Origin of the sequence: Maribacter sp. 2-571, assembly GCF_050589625.1 — a bacterium.
Taxonomy (GTDB): domain Bacteria; phylum Bacteroidota; class Bacteroidia; order Flavobacteriales; family Flavobacteriaceae; genus Pelagihabitans.
Window position 1 is genome coordinate 1 of record NZ_JBNGOP010000045.1, and the last position, 20,298, is coordinate 20,298.

18 protein-coding genes are annotated in these 20,298 nt (G+C 45.0%); 9 read left to right on the top strand and 9 right to left on the bottom strand.

Annotated features, from left to right (window positions below; translation table 11 throughout):
- From ACRD7P_RS20350 to ACRD7P_RS20385, 8 genes are all read left to right on the top strand, one after another.
- The coding region (locus ACRD7P_RS20350) for a gliding motility-associated C-terminal domain-containing protein (RefSeq protein WP_430909624.1) at window positions 1-1,641 on the top strand (1,641 nt) is incomplete at its 5' end.
- Between the two features lie 14 nt (window positions 1,642-1,655).
- The gene (locus ACRD7P_RS20355) at window positions 1,656-2,621 is read left to right on the top strand and encodes a PorP/SprF family type IX secretion system membrane protein (RefSeq protein ID WP_430909625.1); all 966 of its coding nucleotides are present in this window, start codon (window positions 1,656-1,658) and stop codon (window positions 2,619-2,621) included.
- Between the two features lie 12 nt (window positions 2,622-2,633).
- Window positions 2,634-4,598: an OmpA family protein gene (locus ACRD7P_RS20360; RefSeq protein ID WP_430909626.1), complete on the top strand. Its 1,965-nt coding sequence runs from the start codon at window positions 2,634-2,636 to the stop codon at window positions 4,596-4,598.
- 633 nt (window positions 4,599-5,231) lie between these two features.
- The gene (gene idi, locus ACRD7P_RS20365) at window positions 5,232-5,771 is read left to right on the top strand and encodes an isopentenyl-diphosphate Delta-isomerase (protein WP_430909627.1); all 540 of its coding nucleotides are present in this window, start codon (window positions 5,232-5,234) and stop codon (window positions 5,769-5,771) included.
- Window positions 5,761-6,168: a 6-pyruvoyl trahydropterin synthase family protein gene (locus tag ACRD7P_RS20370; RefSeq protein ID WP_430909628.1), complete on the top strand. Its 408-nt coding sequence runs from the start codon at window positions 5,761-5,763 to the stop codon at window positions 6,166-6,168. The genes idi and ACRD7P_RS20370 overlap by 11 nt, the downstream gene beginning before the upstream one ends.
- Before the next feature lie 2 nt (window positions 6,169-6,170).
- Entirely contained in the window at window positions 6,171-6,626 is a 456-nt protein-coding gene (locus ACRD7P_RS20375; RefSeq protein WP_430909630.1) for a peroxiredoxin, read from the top strand.
- Window positions 6,623-7,591: a type I phosphomannose isomerase catalytic subunit gene (locus tag ACRD7P_RS20380; protein WP_430909631.1), complete on the top strand. Its 969-nt coding sequence runs from the start codon at window positions 6,623-6,625 to the stop codon at window positions 7,589-7,591. Before ACRD7P_RS20375 ends, ACRD7P_RS20380 begins: the two co-directional genes overlap by 4 nt.
- Before the next feature lie 93 nt (window positions 7,592-7,684).
- Entirely contained in the window at window positions 7,685-7,954 is a 270-nt protein-coding gene (locus tag ACRD7P_RS20385; RefSeq protein WP_430909632.1) for a hypothetical protein, read from the top strand.
- Window positions 7,955-8,224: 270 nt separating this feature from the next.
- Here ACRD7P_RS20385 and ACRD7P_RS20390 read toward each other — a convergent pair whose 3' ends face one another.
- The 9 genes from ACRD7P_RS20390 to ACRD7P_RS20430 all read right to left on the bottom strand — a co-directional run bounded on the left by ACRD7P_RS20390 (window position 8,225) and on the right by ACRD7P_RS20430 (window position 18,724).
- Window positions 8,225-8,932 carry a DUF4369 domain-containing protein gene (locus ACRD7P_RS20390; RefSeq protein ID WP_430909633.1) on the bottom strand — a complete coding sequence of 236 codons (708 nt, stop codon included), beginning with the start codon at window positions 8,930-8,932 and terminating at the stop codon, window positions 8,225-8,227.
- 297 nt (window positions 8,933-9,229) lie between these two features.
- Window positions 9,230-10,507, bottom strand: coding sequence for a DUF819 domain-containing protein (locus ACRD7P_RS20395; protein ID WP_430909634.1), 1,278 nt, complete (start codon window positions 10,505-10,507; stop codon window positions 9,230-9,232).
- A gap of 32 nt (window positions 10,508-10,539) precedes the next feature.
- On the bottom strand, window positions 10,540-11,343 hold the full coding sequence (locus tag ACRD7P_RS20400; protein ID WP_430909635.1) for a Cof-type HAD-IIB family hydrolase: 804 nt from the start codon (window positions 11,341-11,343) through the stop codon (window positions 10,540-10,542).
- Window positions 11,344-11,433: 90 nt separating this feature from the next.
- Window positions 11,434-13,632 carry a DUF5916 domain-containing protein gene (locus ACRD7P_RS20405; protein ID WP_430909636.1) on the bottom strand — a complete coding sequence of 733 codons (2,199 nt, stop codon included), beginning with the start codon at window positions 13,630-13,632 and terminating at the stop codon, window positions 11,434-11,436.
- A gap of 263 nt (window positions 13,633-13,895) precedes the next feature.
- A complete protein-coding gene (locus ACRD7P_RS20410; protein WP_430909637.1) occupies window positions 13,896-14,066 on the bottom strand; it encodes an Arc family DNA-binding protein in 171 nt (56 codons plus the stop codon).
- Window positions 14,067-14,068: 2 nt separating this feature from the next.
- A complete protein-coding gene (locus ACRD7P_RS20415; RefSeq protein WP_430909638.1) occupies window positions 14,069-14,938 on the bottom strand; it encodes an alpha/beta hydrolase in 870 nt (289 codons plus the stop codon).
- Window positions 14,939-15,007: 69 nt separating this feature from the next.
- Window positions 15,008-15,523 carry a hypothetical protein gene (locus ACRD7P_RS20420; protein WP_430909640.1) on the bottom strand — a complete coding sequence of 172 codons (516 nt, stop codon included), beginning with the start codon at window positions 15,521-15,523 and terminating at the stop codon, window positions 15,008-15,010.
- 5 nt (window positions 15,524-15,528) lie between these two features.
- Window positions 15,529-16,389 carry an SPFH domain-containing protein gene (locus ACRD7P_RS20425; RefSeq protein ID WP_430909641.1) on the bottom strand — a complete coding sequence of 287 codons (861 nt, stop codon included), beginning with the start codon at window positions 16,387-16,389 and terminating at the stop codon, window positions 15,529-15,531.
- Window positions 16,390-16,465: 76 nt separating this feature from the next.
- Window positions 16,466-18,724, bottom strand: coding sequence for a transglycosylase domain-containing protein (locus tag ACRD7P_RS20430; protein ID WP_430909642.1), 2,259 nt, complete (start codon window positions 18,722-18,724; stop codon window positions 16,466-16,468).
- Window positions 18,725-19,109: 385 nt separating this feature from the next.
- Here ACRD7P_RS20430 and ACRD7P_RS20435 point away from each other — a divergent pair, with 385 nt between their 5' ends.
- A complete protein-coding gene (locus ACRD7P_RS20435; protein WP_430909643.1) occupies window positions 19,110-19,883 on the top strand; it encodes a S1/P1 nuclease in 774 nt (257 codons plus the stop codon).
- The last annotated feature ends 415 nt before the right edge of the window (window positions 19,884-20,298 follow it).

The window sequence follows — 20,298 nt, forward strand, 5'->3', positions numbered from 1 at the left end:
GATAACGACGGCATCCTCGATACCGAGGAAGACCCCAACCTTGACGGTGACAACGATCCGCTGACGGATCCCCTTGATACCGATGGTGACGGCATCCCGAACCATTTGGATATCGATGCGGACAACGACGGTATTCCCGACAATGTGGAGGGGCAGACCACCGAAGGATATATTGCGCCCAATGATGACGATGCGGAGACCTATGCGGCGAACGACGGGCTTAACTCTGCCTATCTGCCCGACGGTATCGTACCGAACGACCACGATGGCGACGGAACACCGGACTATATCGATCTTGACAGCGACAACGATACGGTCCCGGACAACAACGAGGGGAACGATTTCAACTTTGACGGCATCCCGGACCAGACCTTCACCGGTGTGGATACGGACGGCGACGGTCTTGACGACGGTTACGAGGGATCTGACGTGAACGACGGTTTCGACGTGAACGACGAGATCGACGACCCTGCGAACGACCTGCCGGATACCGATGGTACGGAGGACGTGAACTATCGCGACCTGGACGATGACGGCGACGGCATCGATACGCCGGACGAGGACGCCGATGGCGATGGCGACCCTACCAATGACGATACCGATGGCGACGGTACCCCCGACTATCTTGATCCCACAGATTTCGGACCGGATACGGATGGTGATGGTGTTCCCGATGTTACCGATCTTGATGACGATAACGACGGCATCCTCGATACCGAGGAAGACCCCAACCTTGACGCTGACAACGATCCGCTGACGGATCCCCTTGATACCGATGGTGACGGTATCCCGAACCATTTGGATATCGATGCGGACAACGACGGTATTCCCGACAATGTAGAGGCACAGACTACTGACGGGTATATTGCACCGAATAATGATGATGCACCGACCTATGCGGCGAACGACGGGCTGAACTCTGCCTATCTGCCCGACGGTATCGTACCGAACGACCACGATGGCGACGGAACACCCGACTATATCGATCTGGACAGCGACAACGATACGGTCCCGGACAACAACGAGGGGAACGATTTCAACTTTGACGGCATCCCGGACCAGACCTTCACAGGTGTGGATACGGATGGCGACGGTCTTGACGACGGTTACGAGGGGTCCGACGTGAACGACGGTTTCGACGTGAACGACGAGATCGACGACCCTGCCAATGACCTACCGGATACCGATGGTACGGAGGACGTGAACTATCGCGACCTGGACGATGACGGCGACGGCATCGACACTCCGGACGAGGACGCCAACGGCGATGGTGATCCTACCAATGACGATACCAACGGTGATGGAACACCGGATTATTTGGATCCGAAGCAGGATGGGGAAATTATTGTAATGCAGATCGTAACCCCTAATGGCGACGGTAGAAACGATTTCTTGTGGATCGAAAATGTAGATTTGGCATTGAACAACACGCTAAAGATTTTCAACCGATGGGGTGTTTTGGTATACGACGGAAAAGATTATAACAACCAGAACAACGTTTTTGACGGACGTTCAAAAGGAAGATCTACAGTGAGCGCGACCGACTACCTACCGGCGGGAGTTTATTTTTATATCTTTGAGTACAATCTTGAAGGACAATCAAAAACTACAGAGAACGATTATTTATATATAAGTAAATAAATGCTTTAGCCTATATGAAACTAAAAAAGCGCTTTTTAGCACCCCTACTGTTAGTGCTGCTCTTCTGGGAAACATCAAGTGCGCAACAAGATGCCCAGTACACGCAATACATGTTCAACACCATGAGCGTGAATCCGGCTTATGCCGGTTCGCGTGGCCAATTTAGTGCCGCTGCGCTATATCGTGCACAATGGGTCGGTTTGGAAGGCGCTCCCACCACGCAAACACTCAATTTACATTCTCCGATCCGGAATAGTAAGGTGGGTTACGGACTGTCCATAGTTAACGATGAAATAGGGGAGGGTGCCGTTCAGGAGACCTATTTGGATGCGGTCATATCGTACACCATAGATGTTTCCTTGGATGGGAAACTTTCTTTCGGACTTAAAGCGGGCGGACATCTCTTTAATTTGGATGTAGAAAACTTGAGACAACGGGAAGATCCGGTACTTCGGGAAAACCTGAATACCGATAATATTGATAACCGCTTTTCCCCAAATGTAGGTTTAGGGGTCTACTACCATACCAATAAATTCTATGCGGGGCTTTCCGCACCGAACTTATTGGAAACGGAGCATTTTGATAGTTCCGGTGGAGATGCCAACAACATTGAGTTTCTATCGCAGGAACGCATCAATTTTTATTTGATCACGGGATACGTATTCGACCTGAACAGCAATTTCAAGTTCAAACCGGCGCTGTTGACCAAGGTGGTCAGCGGTGCACCGTTGCAAGTGGATGTCTCGGCAAATTTTCTATACAACGATAAGTTTTCGTTCGGGGCCGCATACCGATGGGATGCCGCTTTGAGCGCTTTGGCAGGTTTTCAGGTATCCGATCAGTTTATGGTAGGTTTGGCTTACGACAAGGAAACGACCGCATTGGGCGGTACCCGTTTCAATAGCGGTTCGTTCGAAGTTTTCCTAAGGTTCGAGCTTGTTAAATCATTTCAGAAATTGGTATCACCTCGTTTCTTCTAAATCAACGTACAAATGGCAAAAAAGGTTCAGTATTTATTTGGGATGTTGTGTTGTCTTTTTCTTTTGAACGTTTCTGCGCAAGAAACTGTGGAAAAGGAGAACCGTTTGGTTACAAAAGGGAACGAACGGTACGACGAGTATTCTTTTCGACCGGCAATCGATATTTATAAACGTGTTTTGGATAAAGGGTATGTCTCCTCCGATTTGTTGAAAAAACTGGGGAACTCTTACTATTTTAATGCAGACTACGCCGAAGCGGCGGAAACCTATCAAAAACTGGTAAAGAATTATCCCTCGGAAGTAGGGCCTGAGGAATATTTTAGATATGCACAGACCTTAAAGACCCTAAGTGACTATGATGGTGCCAAAACAGCAATGGCCGAGTTCGCAAAGTTGACCACGGACGATAACAGGGCCAAGCTCTATAATACCGAAAGTAGCTTTTTAGAGGACATCAAAAACAACTCCGGTCGTTATCGGTTGGAGGCGTTTAAATACAACTCGCCTTATTCCGATTTTGCTCCCTCCTTCTATAAGGAAGGACTTATTTTTTCTTCTGATAGGGATACGGGCAACCTCGCGAGATATCGACACACGTGGAATTCCAAAGACTTTTTAGACCTGTACAAAGTAGATGCCGATAGCCTCTCGACGAGTACGGTTTCCAAATTGGGTGAAGGGGTCAATACGCGTTTGCACGAATCTACCTCCGTTACTACCAAGGACGGAAATACGCTCTATTTTACTAGAAATAACTTTAAGGAAGGAAAATATATAAAGGACGAAGAGGGTGTTATTCGGTTAAAGGTCTTCAGGGCTACGATGACGGATGAGGGCGCTTGGGGAAATTTGGAGGAGCTGCCGTTCAACAGCGATGCATACTCCGTTGCACATCCCGCACTTAGTCCAGATGAAAAAACGCTCTACTTCGTATCCGATATGACGGGATCGTTGGGTGCCTCTGATATTTTTATGACCGAAGTTAAGGAGGACGGTACCTTTGGGACGCCTGTAAATCTCGGGAATACCATCAATACCGAAGCGCGGGAAACCTTTCCGTTCGTAACGGGTGAAAACGTATTGTATTTTTCTTCGGACGGTCATCCTGGATTAGGCGGTTTGGATGTTTTCGCTACTAAAATTAAGGAGGGCAAATTTGAAGAGGCCATCTTGAATGTTGGCGAACCGGTAAATAGCAAGATGGACGACTTCACGTTCATTATTGACGCCGAGAGTAGAAAAGGCTATTTCGCCTCGAATCGGGCCGATGGTCAAGGTGCAGATGACATTTATGCATTTTTGGAAACGGAACGTTTGAATCTGGAATGCGTTCAAGAAATTACGGGTACCGTTCGGGATAAGGTATCGAACGAGGTTTTGGTAGGGGCCACGGTTAAAGTCATCGATGAAAATAATGATGAAATTATGTCGACCATCACGGATGCTGATGGAAATTATACGTTGTCCATCGATTGTAACCAAGGAAATTTTGTAAGGGCTACCGTTCAAGGTTATGTTCCCTCTGAGGAGTATTTGGGCAAATCGGATGGGAAGGCCAAAATCATTGATTTCTATTTGGAAAAGGATACGATTACCGCTGGTTTTGGTGATGACTTGGCAAAATTATTGCAGCTGAGCACGATATACTTTGATTTTGATAAGTATAACATTCGAAAAGATTCCGAAGTGGAAGTAGAGAAGGTGATTGCCGCAATGGAAAAATATCCAAGTCTTAAGATAAAAGTGAATTCGCACACCGATAGTAGAGGTAAGGATTCCTATAACCTGCTGCTCTCCCAAAAAAGGGCAGAAGCTACCGTAAACTATATGATAGCGAAGGGTATTGCTAAAGACCGCTTGGTAAGCGAAGGCTTTGGAGAAACTAAATTGGTAAACGAATGTACCAATGGTGGTGCCAAATGTTCGGCCGCCGAACATGAATTGAACAGAAGATCAGAATTCATCATAGAGGAATAGGTTTTCTTTAAAGTTTTTTCAGTCTGCTTTTGGAACTTGCGTATTGGGGTTCCATCCCAAAGTTTTTATGTAAACATGACATTTTATTTCAATGCGACTGGTGTACATGCTTGCCATATTATCCCGCAGCTAACGGTTCTTGATGTCGAACTTAAATAAGGTTGAGGGTCCGTGTGCAATGACGTTGGCGTTTGTAAGTTTAAATCGCTGTAAAGAATAGTTAGGGATTTGGAATCCTTGATCCGTATTTTCAGTGATTCCTTTCGCTGGTTATAAAAACGTATCCTTATATTACCATTTTTGAAAGGCAGTACTTCCTTAGGGAACATGTCGTGAAAACTGCAGTAATTTTTCCCTGGTTGCTAATACCGTGTACAGCGATCAACTATCGTAACTTTCCGGGAGTTATACCACTTTTCCTTTAAAATGGTAATAGGTCAAATCGATATGGTAACGGTAATGGACCAGATTCTGTTTTTCAAAACTACTTCCTAATCATACTGCTTCCGCAACACTTGCTGTAATGTATTATGATCTTGGTTTTTTATGTTCCAAGCGTGGCTATACTTGTTCAAAGGTCTTATTTTTGCAATGCTAGATAAGAGATGGTTTGAAATTAAAAAAAATTGCAGTTTGAAAGAAGAGCAGGTTATATTGGTAAATGAAAAGGACGAGGAAATCGGAACAATGGCGAAGATGGAGGCCCATGAAAAAGCCGTTTTGCATCGGGCATTTTCAGTGTTTGTAATGAATGACAAAGGCGAGACCATGCTGCAACAAAGGGCAGGGCACAAGTACCATTCGCCATTGCTTTGGACCAATACCTGTTGTAGTCATCAACGGGTCGGGGAAAGCAATATTGCGGCCGGTAAAAGAAGGCTCGAGGAAGAAATGGGCTTTGTGACCGATCTTAAAGAGCTTTTTTCATTTACCTACAAGGCACCTTTTGATAATGGGCTTACGGAACATGAATTAGATCATGTGATGATCGGGAGCTATAACGATGCCCCAAAAATCAACTTGGACGAGGTGGCCGACTGGAAGTGGATGACACCACAGGCCGTGAAAACGGATATAGAATCGAATCCTGATTCCTATACGGCATGGTTCAAGATCATATTTGAGAAATTTTATACACATATTGCACAAAACCCCGCGTCCAATGAAGGTTAAGGTAAGTAGGAGAGCACATTTTAATGCGGCCCATCGGTTGTATCGACCCGATTGGAGTTTTGAAAAGAACGACGCGGTTTTCGGAAAATGCAACAACCCTAAATTTCATGGGCACAATTATGAACTGGTGGTAAGTGCCACCGGCGAAATCGACCCGGAAACCGGTTTTGTTATCGATGTGAAAGTGCTGAAAGACCTGATCAAAAGTGAAGTGGAGAATGCATTCGACCATAAAAACTTGAACGAGGAGGTACCTGAATTTGCAAAACTCAACCCCACGGCCGAAAACATTGCTGTCGTCATCTGGAACAAACTCAGACCGCACATTGCAGCGGATAAGGAATTGGAAGTGGTGCTGTACGAAACGCCTAGGAACTTCGTTACCTATTGCGGATAATTATGGGACTAAAAGTAGGAAGTAAAATACCGGAGTTTTCATTAAAAGACCAGCATGGGGATATTTTCAACTCCAAGGACTGGATAGGAAAGCAGCCTTTGGTCATTTATTTTTATCCAAAGGACAATACCCCGGCATGTACTAAAGAAGCATGTGAATTTCGGGACCGTTATGAAGATTTTACCGATTTGGGGGCTGCAGTAATCGGAATCAGTTCCGATTCCGAAAAAACACACCAAAAGTTTGCCAGTCGGCACGACCTCCCATTTTTGTTGCTGTCCGATCCCGATAAGAAGGTACGTCGTCTTTTCCGCGTAGAAAATAGTTTACTGTTCGTTCCTGGAAGGGAAACCTACGTAATCGATACGAATGGAGAAGTGCTTATGGTGTTCAATAATATCGGTGCCAATGGTCACATTCGAAATGCCTTAAAAACCTTAAAATCACTACCCAAATGAGTACGTATCCGTTAAAATTTCACCCAATATTAAAAGAACGCCTTTGGGGCGGTACCAAACTTAAGGAAGTTTTGGGAAAGCCCGGTAAGAGCGATATTACCGGCGAAAGTTGGGAGCTTTCGGCAGTGGATGGCGACGTATCCGTTGTTGCTAACGGGGAACTTTCCGGAACTTCCTTACAGGAACTTATCGATACCCACGCGGATAAACTTCTGGGAAAAAGCGTCATCGAACGTTTTGGGGACGATTTTCCCATTTTGATCAAGTTTATCGATGCAAAGCAGGATCTATCCATTCAGTTGCATCCGGATGACGCTCTGGCGAAAGAGCGGCACAACTCCTTTGGGAAAACCGAAATGTGGTACATTATGGATGCGGACGATGATGCCAATCTGATCGTGGGTTTTAACAGGGACGTTACAAAGGAAACCTATAGTGAAAGCCTAAAGAACGATACCCTTTTGGAATTGTTGAATTATGAAAAGGTGAAAGAAGGAGATACCTTTTTCATCAATACGGGGAAAATTCACGCCATCGGAGCCGGGGTCTTACTGGCCGAAATACAACAGACATCGGACATTACCTACCGGGTGTTCGACTTTAACCGGAAGGATAAAGACGGAAATTTGAGGGAGCTGCACACCGAGCAGGCCTTGGATGCCATCGATTATAAACGAAAGGACGATTTTAAGGTACAATACGAAACACAAAAAGATCAGGTAAACGATATGGTGACCTGTCCTTATTTTACCACCAACTACTTGGAGTTGACTTCTAATTTGGATATTCCCGTCGAAGCTAGGGATAGTTTTACCATTTTTATGTGTGTAAGTGGTGGAGCCATCATCGAAAACGAGTTTGGTAGCGTTCCTATTCAAAAAGGTGAAACGGTATTGGTGGCCGCGGCTTCAACAAGAATCAGCATAAAAACCGAATCCGCTAAATTATTGGAGGTAACCATTTAAACACAAAGCCACGTTTGGAAAAGAACATTTATTAAAATGTATTTCTTGATCCAAAGCGAATAGAAAAACAGTAATTTTATCAAAAAATAAGTAATGGCAAGTATTAGAGATTTAAAGAAAGATGTCAATAATGTTTTGGGAGACCTTATCGAGGCCGTCTACATTGTAGAAGCCGCTAACGGAAAACAGGATTCCAAAGAAGGCTCAAAAATTATAGATAGTGCAATAGCGACTTTCGACGAGTTGATCGTAAAGATCAACGACCGTTCCGTGGACAACAGAAAAAAACACTTGAACGATGTTCGTGAGACCTTGGAGACAAAGGCCAAGGGACTTGTAGCGGAGATCAACAAGTTGGGATAAGTACGTTACCCGCTATTAAAAATAAAAAGCCCTCGATTTTCGAGGGCTTTTTATTTTTAATAGCGGGTCACGGGTCTCAGTTAAAAGGATGCACTTTCCTGCAAGTACCCGGGGTTATAAACCTTCAATAATTCCGCAGTCGCACTTGGCAGTCGGCAATTTTTATAGATTGCAAAATAGCTTACCGCTACTTTTGCGGAATGTTGAAAAAGAATTTCATTCTTTTCCCATAAACCTATGCATTTTAAATGCATGGTGGCCTAGCTTTTGCTAATCGCTATTGTTCTTTTTTAGGATAGCGGCCAATGCCCTTCCGTATTTTGAATCGGCTATCTCGGGAGGGAGCACACTCAAGATCGAGTCCAGGTATTTTGGATTTGCATCGGGTACTCCATGTACCGCAATGTATGGGGCAATGTGCGACTCCTTGTTGTTCAGGGCATAGGTGAGTGCGAAGGCATAGCTTCTTTTATCGTTTTTATCGCCCAGTTGTTGTAGCGAATCGAGCTCGGCGGTACTCAAATTGAGCTCCTTGTTCAATGCCTGTTGCATGATCTCAAGTTGTTTGCGATTAAAACGCGACATCATTTTCTGATATTCTTCAAGTTTCTCATGTGTTTCGGAACCTTTTATGTCGGCATTTTTGTCAAATGTATTCCAAACGGTGTTGATGGTAATCGTTCCGGGCTCTCCAAAAAATGTAATCCGGTCGTTAATAGCGTTGTTATCTTTTTTGTTCAGATAGAGGTAAAAAACTTCGGGGCTTTCCAGCTCGGCCGATAGGGAAAAATGGCCGTCCCCGTCGATTTGTATGGAGTCTGCCACCGCTAAGGTACTATCGGGAATGTGTTGGAGGTAAAGAACGCCTTTTTTTAGGCCTTTTACCTGTCCGGTAACCGTCATCGTGTTTTCGGTAATCCCGTCTCCACAGGAGAGCAACAGGGCTAAAAGTACAAAAGCGATACTGGTATGTTTCATGGCTTCATTTTTGGTGGGGCAAAGATGCGGATTTTTTTCATGTCGCGCCAAGAATGTTATGCCATTTTAATGTTGAAATAGCAGGTATGGAAATGGAATTGTTTGTTAGTCGTTCAAGCTAAAAAGCCTGTCCTCAGCTCGACCGGAGATTTAAGCATAGCCTTGGCTACGATACTATTTCAACCTTAAAATGGTATTATGGCAATGGAGTAGTTTAAACTTTTGTTTGGAGCCGAAAATGTAGGCTGTTGACCACTGCACAGGGTGCGGAAAGGCAGCCCTATGGACTTTTTAACATTAGTTGAGGCCTGAGGCAACTTCCATAAGGTAAGCGCATAGGAGCGCACCTCCCGTACCTACTACATATCCTAGAACGGCCAACAACACCCCGACGGAGGTCAGGGAAGGATGAAATTCTGCCGCTACTACCGGCGCTGAAGCTGCACCGCCCACATTCGCCTGGCTACCTACGGCCAAAAAGAAATACGGTGCCTTGATGAGTTTGGCGACGAGGATAAGCAGTCCAGCATGTATGGAGATCCAAATAAACCCGACGGCGATCAATCCGGGATTTTCCAATACCTTGCCCAAATCCATTTTCATGCCTATGGTAGCGACCAGGATATAGATAAACATGCCCCCGATTTTACTGGCACCCGCTCCCTCGTAGTTTTTGGCTTTGGTGAAGGATAACGCGATACCGATTCCCGTAGCCAATACGACCATCCAAAAAAATGCGGAACCCAAAAAAGAGAGAAAACTTTTTTTATCGCTTACACTGGTAAATGTTTCTTTTAAAAGGGCACTGAGGTAGTCGCCAAAAAAGTGTGCGATACCGACTGCCGTAAAGGCAAAGAACAGCATCATCATATAATCTTTTAGCGTGGGGACCCTGGTAATTCGTTCGGAAAACGCTGTCACCTTTATTTTTAGCCTTTCAATAGCGGTCGTATCGGATTGCAGCCAGGCATCGATACGTTGGCTCTTTCCCGCGCCTAAGAGGATGATGGCCATCCAAACGTTCGCGACCACGATATCGATGAGTACCATACCGCCATATTTTTCGGGATTGTATTGAAAAATCTCCAGCATGGCCGCTTGGTTCGCACCACCCCCGATCCAACTCCCGGCAATAGTGGATAGCCCTCTCCAGGTGGCATCAAAATCGTTTCCGCCTACGGTTTCCGGTGAAAAAATAGAAACAATGAGAATGGCGATCGGGCCACCGATAATAATACCCGCAGATCCCGTAAGGAACATGATCAGGGCCTTGGATCCCAAATTGGAGATCGCTTTGAGGTCTATGCTCAATGTCATTAATACCAGCGCGGCGGGCAGTAAATACCTGCTTGCCACAAAATAGAGGTCGGAACTGTCGTCGGAGATAACTCCCGAACTAGATAGTATTGCGGGAAGTAGGTAGCACATGAGCACTGCGGGAACAATACCGTAAAATTTGCCCCAAAAACCGGTTTTAATGGAACTCGTATAAAAAATAAATCCCAGGCAGAGTGCTAACAGACCAAAGACCACGGTGTCGTTCGTAATGAGTGGTGTGGTAATGGTTTCCTGCATATAGCGTATGGTTAGGGATATTTCAAATATAGTTAAATAAACAAGTTTTTCTTGATAAAATGTGCGACCCCATCCTCAGTGTTGGCCAAGGTAACGTGGTCCGCTACCGCCTTTACCTCCGGTCGCGCATTCTCCACGGCAACACCACAACCCACCTTTTGAAGCATTTCCAGGTCGTTGTAGTTGTCCCCAAAGGCGATGACATCGGAAAACGAATCGTCCTCGGCAAGTATGGAGCCGATGGCGGAAAGTTTGGAAATGGATTTCGGGGCGATTTCGATCAGGGTGTCGTTCGAACGGTATAAATGTACGGCGGTACCCACTGTTTTTTGGAGCTCCGGGAAAATACCGTCCGTACCTTCCTTGGTACCCATGAGCATGATTTTATGCGCGCCGATATCCCTTTTTTCAAAATCGTTCAAAACGGCGCGGGTTCCTTGAAATACCGGAGCCGATTTGGTATACTTGATTTCTTTTTGCACCCGCTCCGAATCGCCGGGTACATACCATTCGTGCTTATAATAAAGGCCAAGGGCGATTTCGAATGCTTTTGCTAGGTCGTTAATGCTATTGACAAGGTGCATGGGTATCAAAGTAGAGGAGAGCGTTTTGCCCCCGTGCAAAATGTATGCCCCGTTATAGCAGATAATGGGTTCGTTTAGAATACCCAGGTCACGTTGAATATAATACATGGCCTTCGGCATTCTCGCAGAAACCAATACCACCTTCATCCTGTCCTTAATACGGCGGATTTCTGCAATTGCAGTTGCGGAAACGTCACTTTTTGTGGCAAGTAGGGTGCCATCCAAATCGGAACAAAGCATTTTATAGTTCACTATCGTCGTTTTTTAAATACTGCCGTTTTAACCTTAAAATGGTACAATCTTCTTCCATATCGTCATCAAAACGGAAGAACGTTGATTCGATCAAATGTTGAGCCAGTAGGTGAATTTTAAATTTAGCGACCTGAACCTGGGTGCAAATTGGTTTACAAAATAGTTGTCGTTGTAAACGATGAAAAGGTCCGATAGCGGTGCAAATCGCCATTGCAATCTGGAATTGATGCCCAAGTTATCCTGTTGGTTGCTATATTGGAACAGGGTGGTCCAAAAAACCGATTTGCTAAAGGTCAACGCGACCCTGGGACTGATTAGCCAAAAATCGGCACTGGGGTAGGGGGCGGGCAAGCTGATCTTATCATAGTTTACCTGTAACGAAATGAGGGCCTTGGGTTGTATCCGTAGTGTCATTTCCGCTTCTACCGAAAAAAGATTTCCATTAAAAAAACGGCCTACCGTAGTCCCTCCATTATACGAAAATACTTGCGCCGGATTGGATTCGTAAAAGAAGCCCATGCTATTGTAATGATATCCTTGAAGGTTTGGCAAGGGTATGCCGTCCGCGTCGCCTGCAGGAACAAAATTATCGTCTTCGGCGGTCAAAAAGGTAAAGTCATTGGTAAACCCCAGGCTCAATTCGGACTGGTCGCTAAATTCCATTCCGGCAAAGGCGTTTATCGCATGATCCGTTTTTTGATAATCGAGCTCGGGCCGCCAAGTAACGATCGGTAACAACTCGAAGCTGTAGTTGTTTATTTTTTCGTTTTTTGGCCAAAAAACGGCCTCTGCCGAGGTGGCTACCTTCATAATATCGGTACGTCGTATAAAACCGAGGTCCGATCGAAAGTCGTTATCGATATGGACCCAGTCCGTAAAAAAGTTGAACGACCGGGAGTTTCTGGCCATAAAGGCGCCCAAGGACAAATTGCCTTCATCATCATCGGGCTGAAACGATTTGTGGCCATAAAATTTCCCCAGCCATTTGTTATCGGCCGAAGCCAAGTTGTAGTCGACCCCGACAACGCGATTGTATTCGTCCTCCCGTTCCAGAAAATCATAATCTTCAAAAGACTGTTTGTTGATGAAGAACATACCAAAATTAGATCGCGCAAAAACCTTCTTTTGTAGAGCCAACATGGTATTGTTGTTCGAGGCTATGGCATTGTCCACATCTTCATCGGTCTGTATGCTCAAAAAACCGAGCCGCCAATCCTCGTTCAGTTTTCCGCTCAAACGAATTCCTCCCAAAATCCTGTTTTCAATGTTGTTTCCGGCACTGTCCCTAGCGATTCCGATACGGCGCGAAAAAAATGGATTGGCATCCCTACCGCCCCCAAAACTCCCGAAAAGGTCGCTGTTGTCCACAAAAAATTGGCGTCGTTCCGGCAAACCGATTTCAAATCGGGTAAGATTGGTAACAATGGCATCGACCTCCACATTGGAAAAATCGGGATTGATGGTCACATCCAAGTTCATGCCATTGCCAATGGCCACCTTTGCGTCACCTCCGACTTTCACGTTGTTGAACCCTTTGTCGGTAGACAGGTCCCTTTCGGTAATCGCATTGATATATGGGATAAGGGCCAGTGGTGTTCTGGATCGGCCCAAGGGCTTTTCAAAAATCATATCGCCCATAAAGGCGAGATTGAATATCAACTGGTTCTGTGGAACTTTGTACCATACGCTACGCTCATTGTTCTGTTGGTCGAAGCGATAGCTTTGAAAACGCCACTTGGTTTCCCCTTCCTTGAATTTAAATGAGGTAAGCGGTATGGCAAGCTCGGCGGTATAGTAATTGTCGTACAATTTGGTCTCTCCCTTCCATTTTACGTCCCACGAGGTGGTGAAGCCCCGAAGGTTTTGCCCACCACCGGAAATTAAAGCTTCCCTGCGTACGCCATATGGGTTTACTCCAAAAAGAAACGCGTTCGTGCCATCATTGAAGGTATCGAAAAGAAGGCTGATGTTATCGCTGCTACCGGCTCGAAAATCGCGCTGCAGCGAGGAAATTACCCAATCGTTGCCTGTGGAACGTACCGTAATGCCGATATATAGGGTGGTTTTGCTATATACCATTTTTATTTCTGTAGGCTGTTGGGCCAAAATGGAATCGGTGGGGAAGTATTGTTGAAAATCGGAAGCGCTTTCGGCCTTATCCCAAATCGGTTCGTCCAAAACACCATCGATGTTGAAGCTGTCGCCGGTATGGGTAACCCTAAAAGATTTGTTTTGACCGCTTACGAAAAGCGGTATCAGCAGTAGTAAAATGCTGAGGGGCTTGGTCATTGGTTCGGTGCTTATGATAGCACAAATGTACAGGTTTAAACCGTTAAGGAAATCCCAAAAATCGGCAATTCCAACTTGTAGGCCGGAAGAAAAAAGCGCTATGATGTTGGTCTTTTTTGTGAACAGATGGCTAAGGGAAAAGTTGAAAAGGGTACATGTTGGCGTTGCTGGGACGTAGGCCAAAAAACTATTTGGAAAACAATGGCGGCAAAAATCGGATATAGGTCCATGATGGGCCTTGGGGCGTTCATACCTAGTGGGTATCAGGTGTTGTCCGATTTTTTCTTTGGCGCTCTTTTGGACGCTTTCAAAGACTGCATCAAAAGGTATTCGATTTGCCCGTTGGTGCTTCTAAATTCATCAGCGGCCCATTTTTCCAATGCCTTGAGCATGTCTTCGTTCAAACGTAATGCAAATGCCTTTTTTTTGGCCATGTTCAGGGTTTGATGAAGTTCGCGATCGTGTCGACCAAGATACTGGATAATGGATACTTTTCATTGGTGTACGACGCCAGATTTTCCGTCTCGTCGTTTACGGTCTTCAATACATGGTTCATTTTTGGGATGATCACCAATTTTGAACCGGGTTTGGCACGGTGTAAAGCTTCCGCATCGGTAACGGGTACCTGAGTATCGGCATCGCCATGTAAAATAAGGGTGGGGACTTTTACTTTTTTGATTTGATCGGTAGGATCTATCGATGCCCAATATTTGATAAACTTCTGCATGTAAGGATTGAAGAGCCCTAGCAACAATGGATCGACTGTATCAATAGTGTCCTTGTTTTGAAGTGTTTTGAAATAACCCTTTGCCATTTCGCCAATTTCCTTATTGCTGGCGTTCAATTGTTCTACGATAATTTTGTCGATGGTTCTTCCTGCCCCGGCCAAGGAAATGTAGCGGTCCACGGCATTGTTTTCGGCCAGCAGCGCTATCAAAGAACCCTGACTGTGACCGATTAGCGTGATACTCGAAAAACGTGGGTCTTGCTTAAAATGGTCTATGGCAATCAAAAGATCGGCAACAAAATCCGAAATCGAAATATTGGGAAGCATCTTTTTAATGTTTGATGCGGTCGCCGTGCGCTTGTCATAACGGTAGAACGCAATACCCCGTTGAACAAGGCTGTCCGATAATGCCCGAATATAGTTTGGGGTTACCAATGCCGATTGATTTCCGTTCCGGTCTACGTTTCCCGAGCCATGGACATAAATGACCAAGTGTTGTTCCGTTATTTCCGTGTCGTATGTTAAGGTGCCGGGAATGTCAATAGTACCGTTTTTCAGCGCTATATCTTCTTGGATCACGGTTTGTGATGAAAGAATTATGGGGATTATTAATACCAATAGTGGTAGTATTCTCATAGTGTTATCGTCTTAGAGATTTAAAGCGTTTGAGGATTTAAAATAACGATCTAAAATGGCTTGGGCATCTTTTTCCTTTTGGGTACCGATCAATATTTTTTCTCCATCTGTCAAGTGCAGCTGAATGCCCTTTGTTCCGCGAATATTATACGCTTTTCCGTTTTTTGGGGATAAGCGGTACCCCCACCCACCGTATTCCTTCAGTGGGCCGTAGGTACGAACGGTAACACTGGAAATTGCTGCCCAAGGAACGTTTCTATACGAGCGATGAAAAGGAAAAAACTGGTAACGGATGCCCCGCTCATCAATTTGGCTCCGTAAGGTGATCATTTTTACGAACAGCACGGATAGCACGATGGCGAATATGGCTATCAGTTGCGGTATGTGGTCACCGGGGCCGATATTACCGACCGCGTTTCCCAGTACGTACCAGTGGTAACATCCATAAGAAAGTGCCAAAAGGAGTGCAGCGGCGCCCAAACGCGACCACCATTGGTCAAAACGTTGTAATTCATTAAAAACGCGCATAACTTTTAGTGGTTTAGGGTTCCGGTATTGACTACTGGGGACGCATCCTTATCGGAGCACAATACAACCATCAGGTTGCTTACCATTGCGGCCTTTCGCTCCTCATCAAGGGCTACAACATCATTTTTGTTCAGTTCGGCCAGCGCCATTTCTACCATGCTTACCGCACCTTCCACTATTTTATGTCTGGCGGCAACGATGGCGGTCGCCTGTTGTCGCTTTAACATGGCATTGGCGATTTCCTGTGCATAGGCCAAATAACCGATACGGGCCTCCAATACTTCTATGCCTGCCATGGCCAAACGTTCTTGGATCTCTTTTTCAAGCGCTTCACTGACCTCGTTTACGCTTGATCTTAAGGTAATGTCCTCATCAAGTCCTTCGTCGGCAAAGTTGTCGTAAGGATACATACTGGCGAGTTTGCGCACGGCGGCATCGGTCTGTACCCGAACAAAATTCTGGTAATCATCTACTTCAAAGGCGGCTTTATAGGTATCGGTGACCCGCCATACCAGAATGGTACTGATCATAATGGGATTCCCGAGCTTATCGTTCACTTTTAAACGTTCGCTGTCGAAGTTGCTGGCCCGTAACGATATCTTCTTTTTGCTATACAGAGGGTTTGTCCAAAAGAGTCCGTTGCTTTTAATGGTTCCTACATATTTCCCGAACAATAACAATACTCTTGAGCTATTGGGGTTGACCAATACAAAACCGGATCCCAAAATGATTCCGATCAAGATGGCAACAATAGCCAAGATATGATGCGCTTTGAAAAAGAGTGTTATGCCCCCGATAATAGCGATTAGTGAGAGCAGTAAAACAAGATATCCGTTTATGGGCTGAATGGTTTTTTCGTTTGTCATAAGAGAAGTGATATTAAAATGATATCATAAATATATCAATTTATAACTTATTGGACAAATTTTTTTAGGCCATCGCTCATCCCCTGGAGCGGAAACGCTTGCTTTTCTTTTTATTGGGGTTCTTAAAAAGTCTTTTGAAAAAGCCGTCCTTTTTTATGGGCGGACACGCCAGTTGATCTTGAACGGTCCGCATGGGCCGCTCAAAGGTAGCTCTGGTATAATGATGGAACCGTTTCTCTTTTTCAAGTGCCTTATACCATAACGCAAATATGGGTAGCGCGGCATTCGCCCCTTGTCCCAAGCCCGTGGTCTTAAACCCTATTTGATGGTTGTCGTGTCCCACCCAGGTCACATGTACCAACTTTGGCGTCAGGGCAACGAACCAGGCATCTTTATTGTTTTGTGTTGTTCCCGTCTTGCCCGCAATGGCATTGGTAAGACCATAAGTGGTGCGAATCCGCTTCGCGGTTCCCCTATCGATGGTAGCTTTCATCATTTCGATCATGGTTTGCCGAGTCTGCTTCGAAAAAGCCGGTTTTTTGGCGCGCTTTGGCTCAAAACGGACCAAAAGGGAGTCTTTTTTATCGTAAATACTTTTTATAAGATAGGGATATACGGCCTTACCATTGTTTACATAGCTGGCATATGCGCCCGCTAGCTCGTTCATATAAATTTCACCGGTGCCCAGGGCCACCGAGGGTTGCTCGGGCAATGGAGAGAAAACACCCATGTTTTTGGCTTGTGCGAGTACATTTTTGATACCGGTAGCTTCCAGTACCTTTACCGCTACCGTGTTTACCGAGTTGCTCAACGCCTCTTCCATGGAATAGTTCAAATAGGTCTCGTCCTTGTTGCCGGAATTGCTGGGCGACCATCCTTTCAGGTTTTCATAGGCCACCTCGCTCGCGGAAAAATAGGCGCAAGGGGGTATCCCCATTTCCAGTGCGGCCGTGTATACGATGGGCTTAAAGGTAGATCCCACTTGTCGCTTGCTCTGTGCGACATGGTCAAATTTGAAATGTTCAAAATCGACCCCTCCGATCCATGTTTTTACCGCACCTGTTTTGGCATCTATGGATAACGAACCGGTATTTAGAAATTTCATATAATGTTGGATACTATCGGTAACACTGGCCGTTACCTGTTTTTCACCTGTCCAATCCGATAACGTAAGCTGTCGTTTTTGTCCTAGGCTATCCATGGCTTGCTGGGGACTAATTCCTTTTGCGATCAGTTTTTTGTATGCTGCCGAGCTGCGGACCGCCTTGTCGATGATGGCTTTATTTTTCAACCAGGGCGCTCCTTTTCCATAGCTTTTTTCAAAATCGGACTGTAGCTTTGCCATATGGCTTTTCATCGCCGCTTCGGCCAGTTCCTGCATGCGATAATCGAGGGTAGTGTATATTTTGAGCCCGTCCGTGTAGATGTCATGGCCGCCCCCTTCCTCTGTTTGTGTCCATGACAGTAGTTGTTTGCGTACCTCTTCCCTAAAATAGGGTGCTAAACCGGCATTATAATCGAACATTTGGTAGTTTAACGCTAGGGGCAATTGGCGAAGACTGTCTTGTTCTTTTTTAGTGAGCATCTCATTTTTTTGCATCGATTCCAGTACAAGGTTTCTTCTTTTCATACTGTTTTCCGGAAATACACGCGGGTTGTATCCATAGGTCGCTTTTAACATTCCTACCAAAACGGCCGCTTCTTCCAAACGCAATGCCGGTGTCGATTTGTTATAGAACTTTCGGGATGCGCTTTCGATACCGAAGGTGTTGTCCCCAAAGGAAACCGTGTTGAGGTACCGTGTGAGCAGCGCTTCTTTTGAGAACAACGATTCGAGCCTGGAGGCCATGATCATTTCTTTGACCTTATTTACGACCAAGGGAACTTTTTTCCGTTCGCTGCGCGGGTATAGGTTTTTGGCGAGTTGTTGGGTCAAGGTACTGCCCCCGCCGGCAGACTGATCTTGCATCAGTACCGTTTTAAGGGCAACACGGAACAAACTGGGATAATCGATGCCCGAGTGTTCATAAAAACGTTCGTCCTCTATGGAGACAAGTGCAGCGATCAAGTAGTCCGGAAACGCTTCGTATGCCACTGGCTGTCTGTCGTAGCGATAAAACTTTCCGATGAGCACACTGTCAGCGGAGTATACTTCGGTAGCCCTTTGATATTTTAGATCGGCCAATTCTGATCTGGAGGGTATTTTGCCCCAAAGACCGGCATAAATACTGGTAATGAAAAGGAAAATGGATGCCATAAAGGCTAAAAACGCCAGTACCCCATAACGCAGATAAACCGGTTTAATGCGGTTAAAAAAGTCCTTTATCTGTTTCATTGCTGCAATTATTGCGGAAATGTACCGGAACCACAAGTTTTTTAACCTATCCTTAATATGACTTTACCTATTTTTGAGTGCCCAACAACGGATGGCGAATGGATTTTAAAGCGGTATTTTCTACTGTGCACGGTGACTATGCCCGTTTAGCGACCTAAATTAAAGTGATATGAAATGAGCCATAACCATTCTTGATACCAACCGAAATGATTATTGGCGAATTACATCATGTCTATTAAAAAACAATAAGTATAAACAGATGAAATGAGCATAAACTTATTTTAATCATCTCGGTAGGGTATGCTTAAAAAAGTTTATGCGAATTACTGAATGGGCAGAAATTTTTAGTTTCTTCATTTTCAGTAAACTACAAAATTTTAAACAGATGAAAAAAGCATGGTTTCTTTTAATATTGGTAACCCATTTTTCTTTTTCCAATGCGGTGGTGTGGTCCAAGACCGGACATCGGGTCATCGGGGATGTGGCCGAGCAACACTTGAGTAGAAAGGCAAGAAAGGGAATCAAAAAAATATTAAAGGGACAAAGCTTGGCCGCGGTATCTACATTTGCCGACGAGATAAAGGCCGATGCACAGTTTCGTTCGTTCAGTGCTTGGCACTATGTTAATTTTCCAGCGGATAAGTCCTATGGGGACGAGGCTCCCAGTGAATTTGGTGACCTTATTATCGGTATCGAAAAATGCATCGCCGTGGTGGGTAATGAAAATAGCACGGCCGCTGATAGGGCCTTTTATCTAAAAATGCTGGTTCATTTGATCGGCGACCTGCACCAACCGATGCATGTGGGCCGTTTGGAGGACAAGGGCGGTAATGATATACAACTGCAATGGTTCGGCAAGGGCACAAATTTACATCGGGTATGGGATTCCAATATGATCAACGATTATGGTATGAGCTATACTGAACTTTCAGCATCCTTACCCAAGTGGAACAAGCACCAAAGAAAGAAAGCGCAACAAGGAACCATTTATGATTGGGTGGAGGAATCCCAGGATATTGCCAATGAACTGTATGGTTCGGCAGAGGTCGGGGAGCAACTGGCCTATCAATATGGTTATAAGTGGTGGGGAACCGTGGAGCAACAACTACAACTGGGCGGGCTAAGGCTCGCTAAGGTATTGAATGCGCTGTTTCAATAGCGAAGCGCATTTTTTCGGGTCTTGGCATGAAATTTGATATTCATATATTGAAGTTGAGCGCGGGGATGTTATCTCTGATACCAAAGGGGTAAGGACAGTGTTGACTTCTGAAAATAGGTATAAAAAAGTCGGTTTTTAAAAACCGACTTTTTTATATGCTAACATTAAATGGGAATAGTGCATTTCTTTTCCATCGCCTATCGATAGTTCTGCTACGTTTTGATGTCTTTTGCTTCGGTAAAAGCGGGGTTTTTCAATTTACAATTAGCAATTAGCAATTAGCAATTAAGGAATTAACAATGAAGAGTTGACCGTACTTTGATTAGTATTAAGTAATGAGTACAAAGTCAATAGTGTCCGGTTGTAACTAAAAGATTTTCAATTGGTTGCAATTGTCGTTCTTTGAAATTTGAAA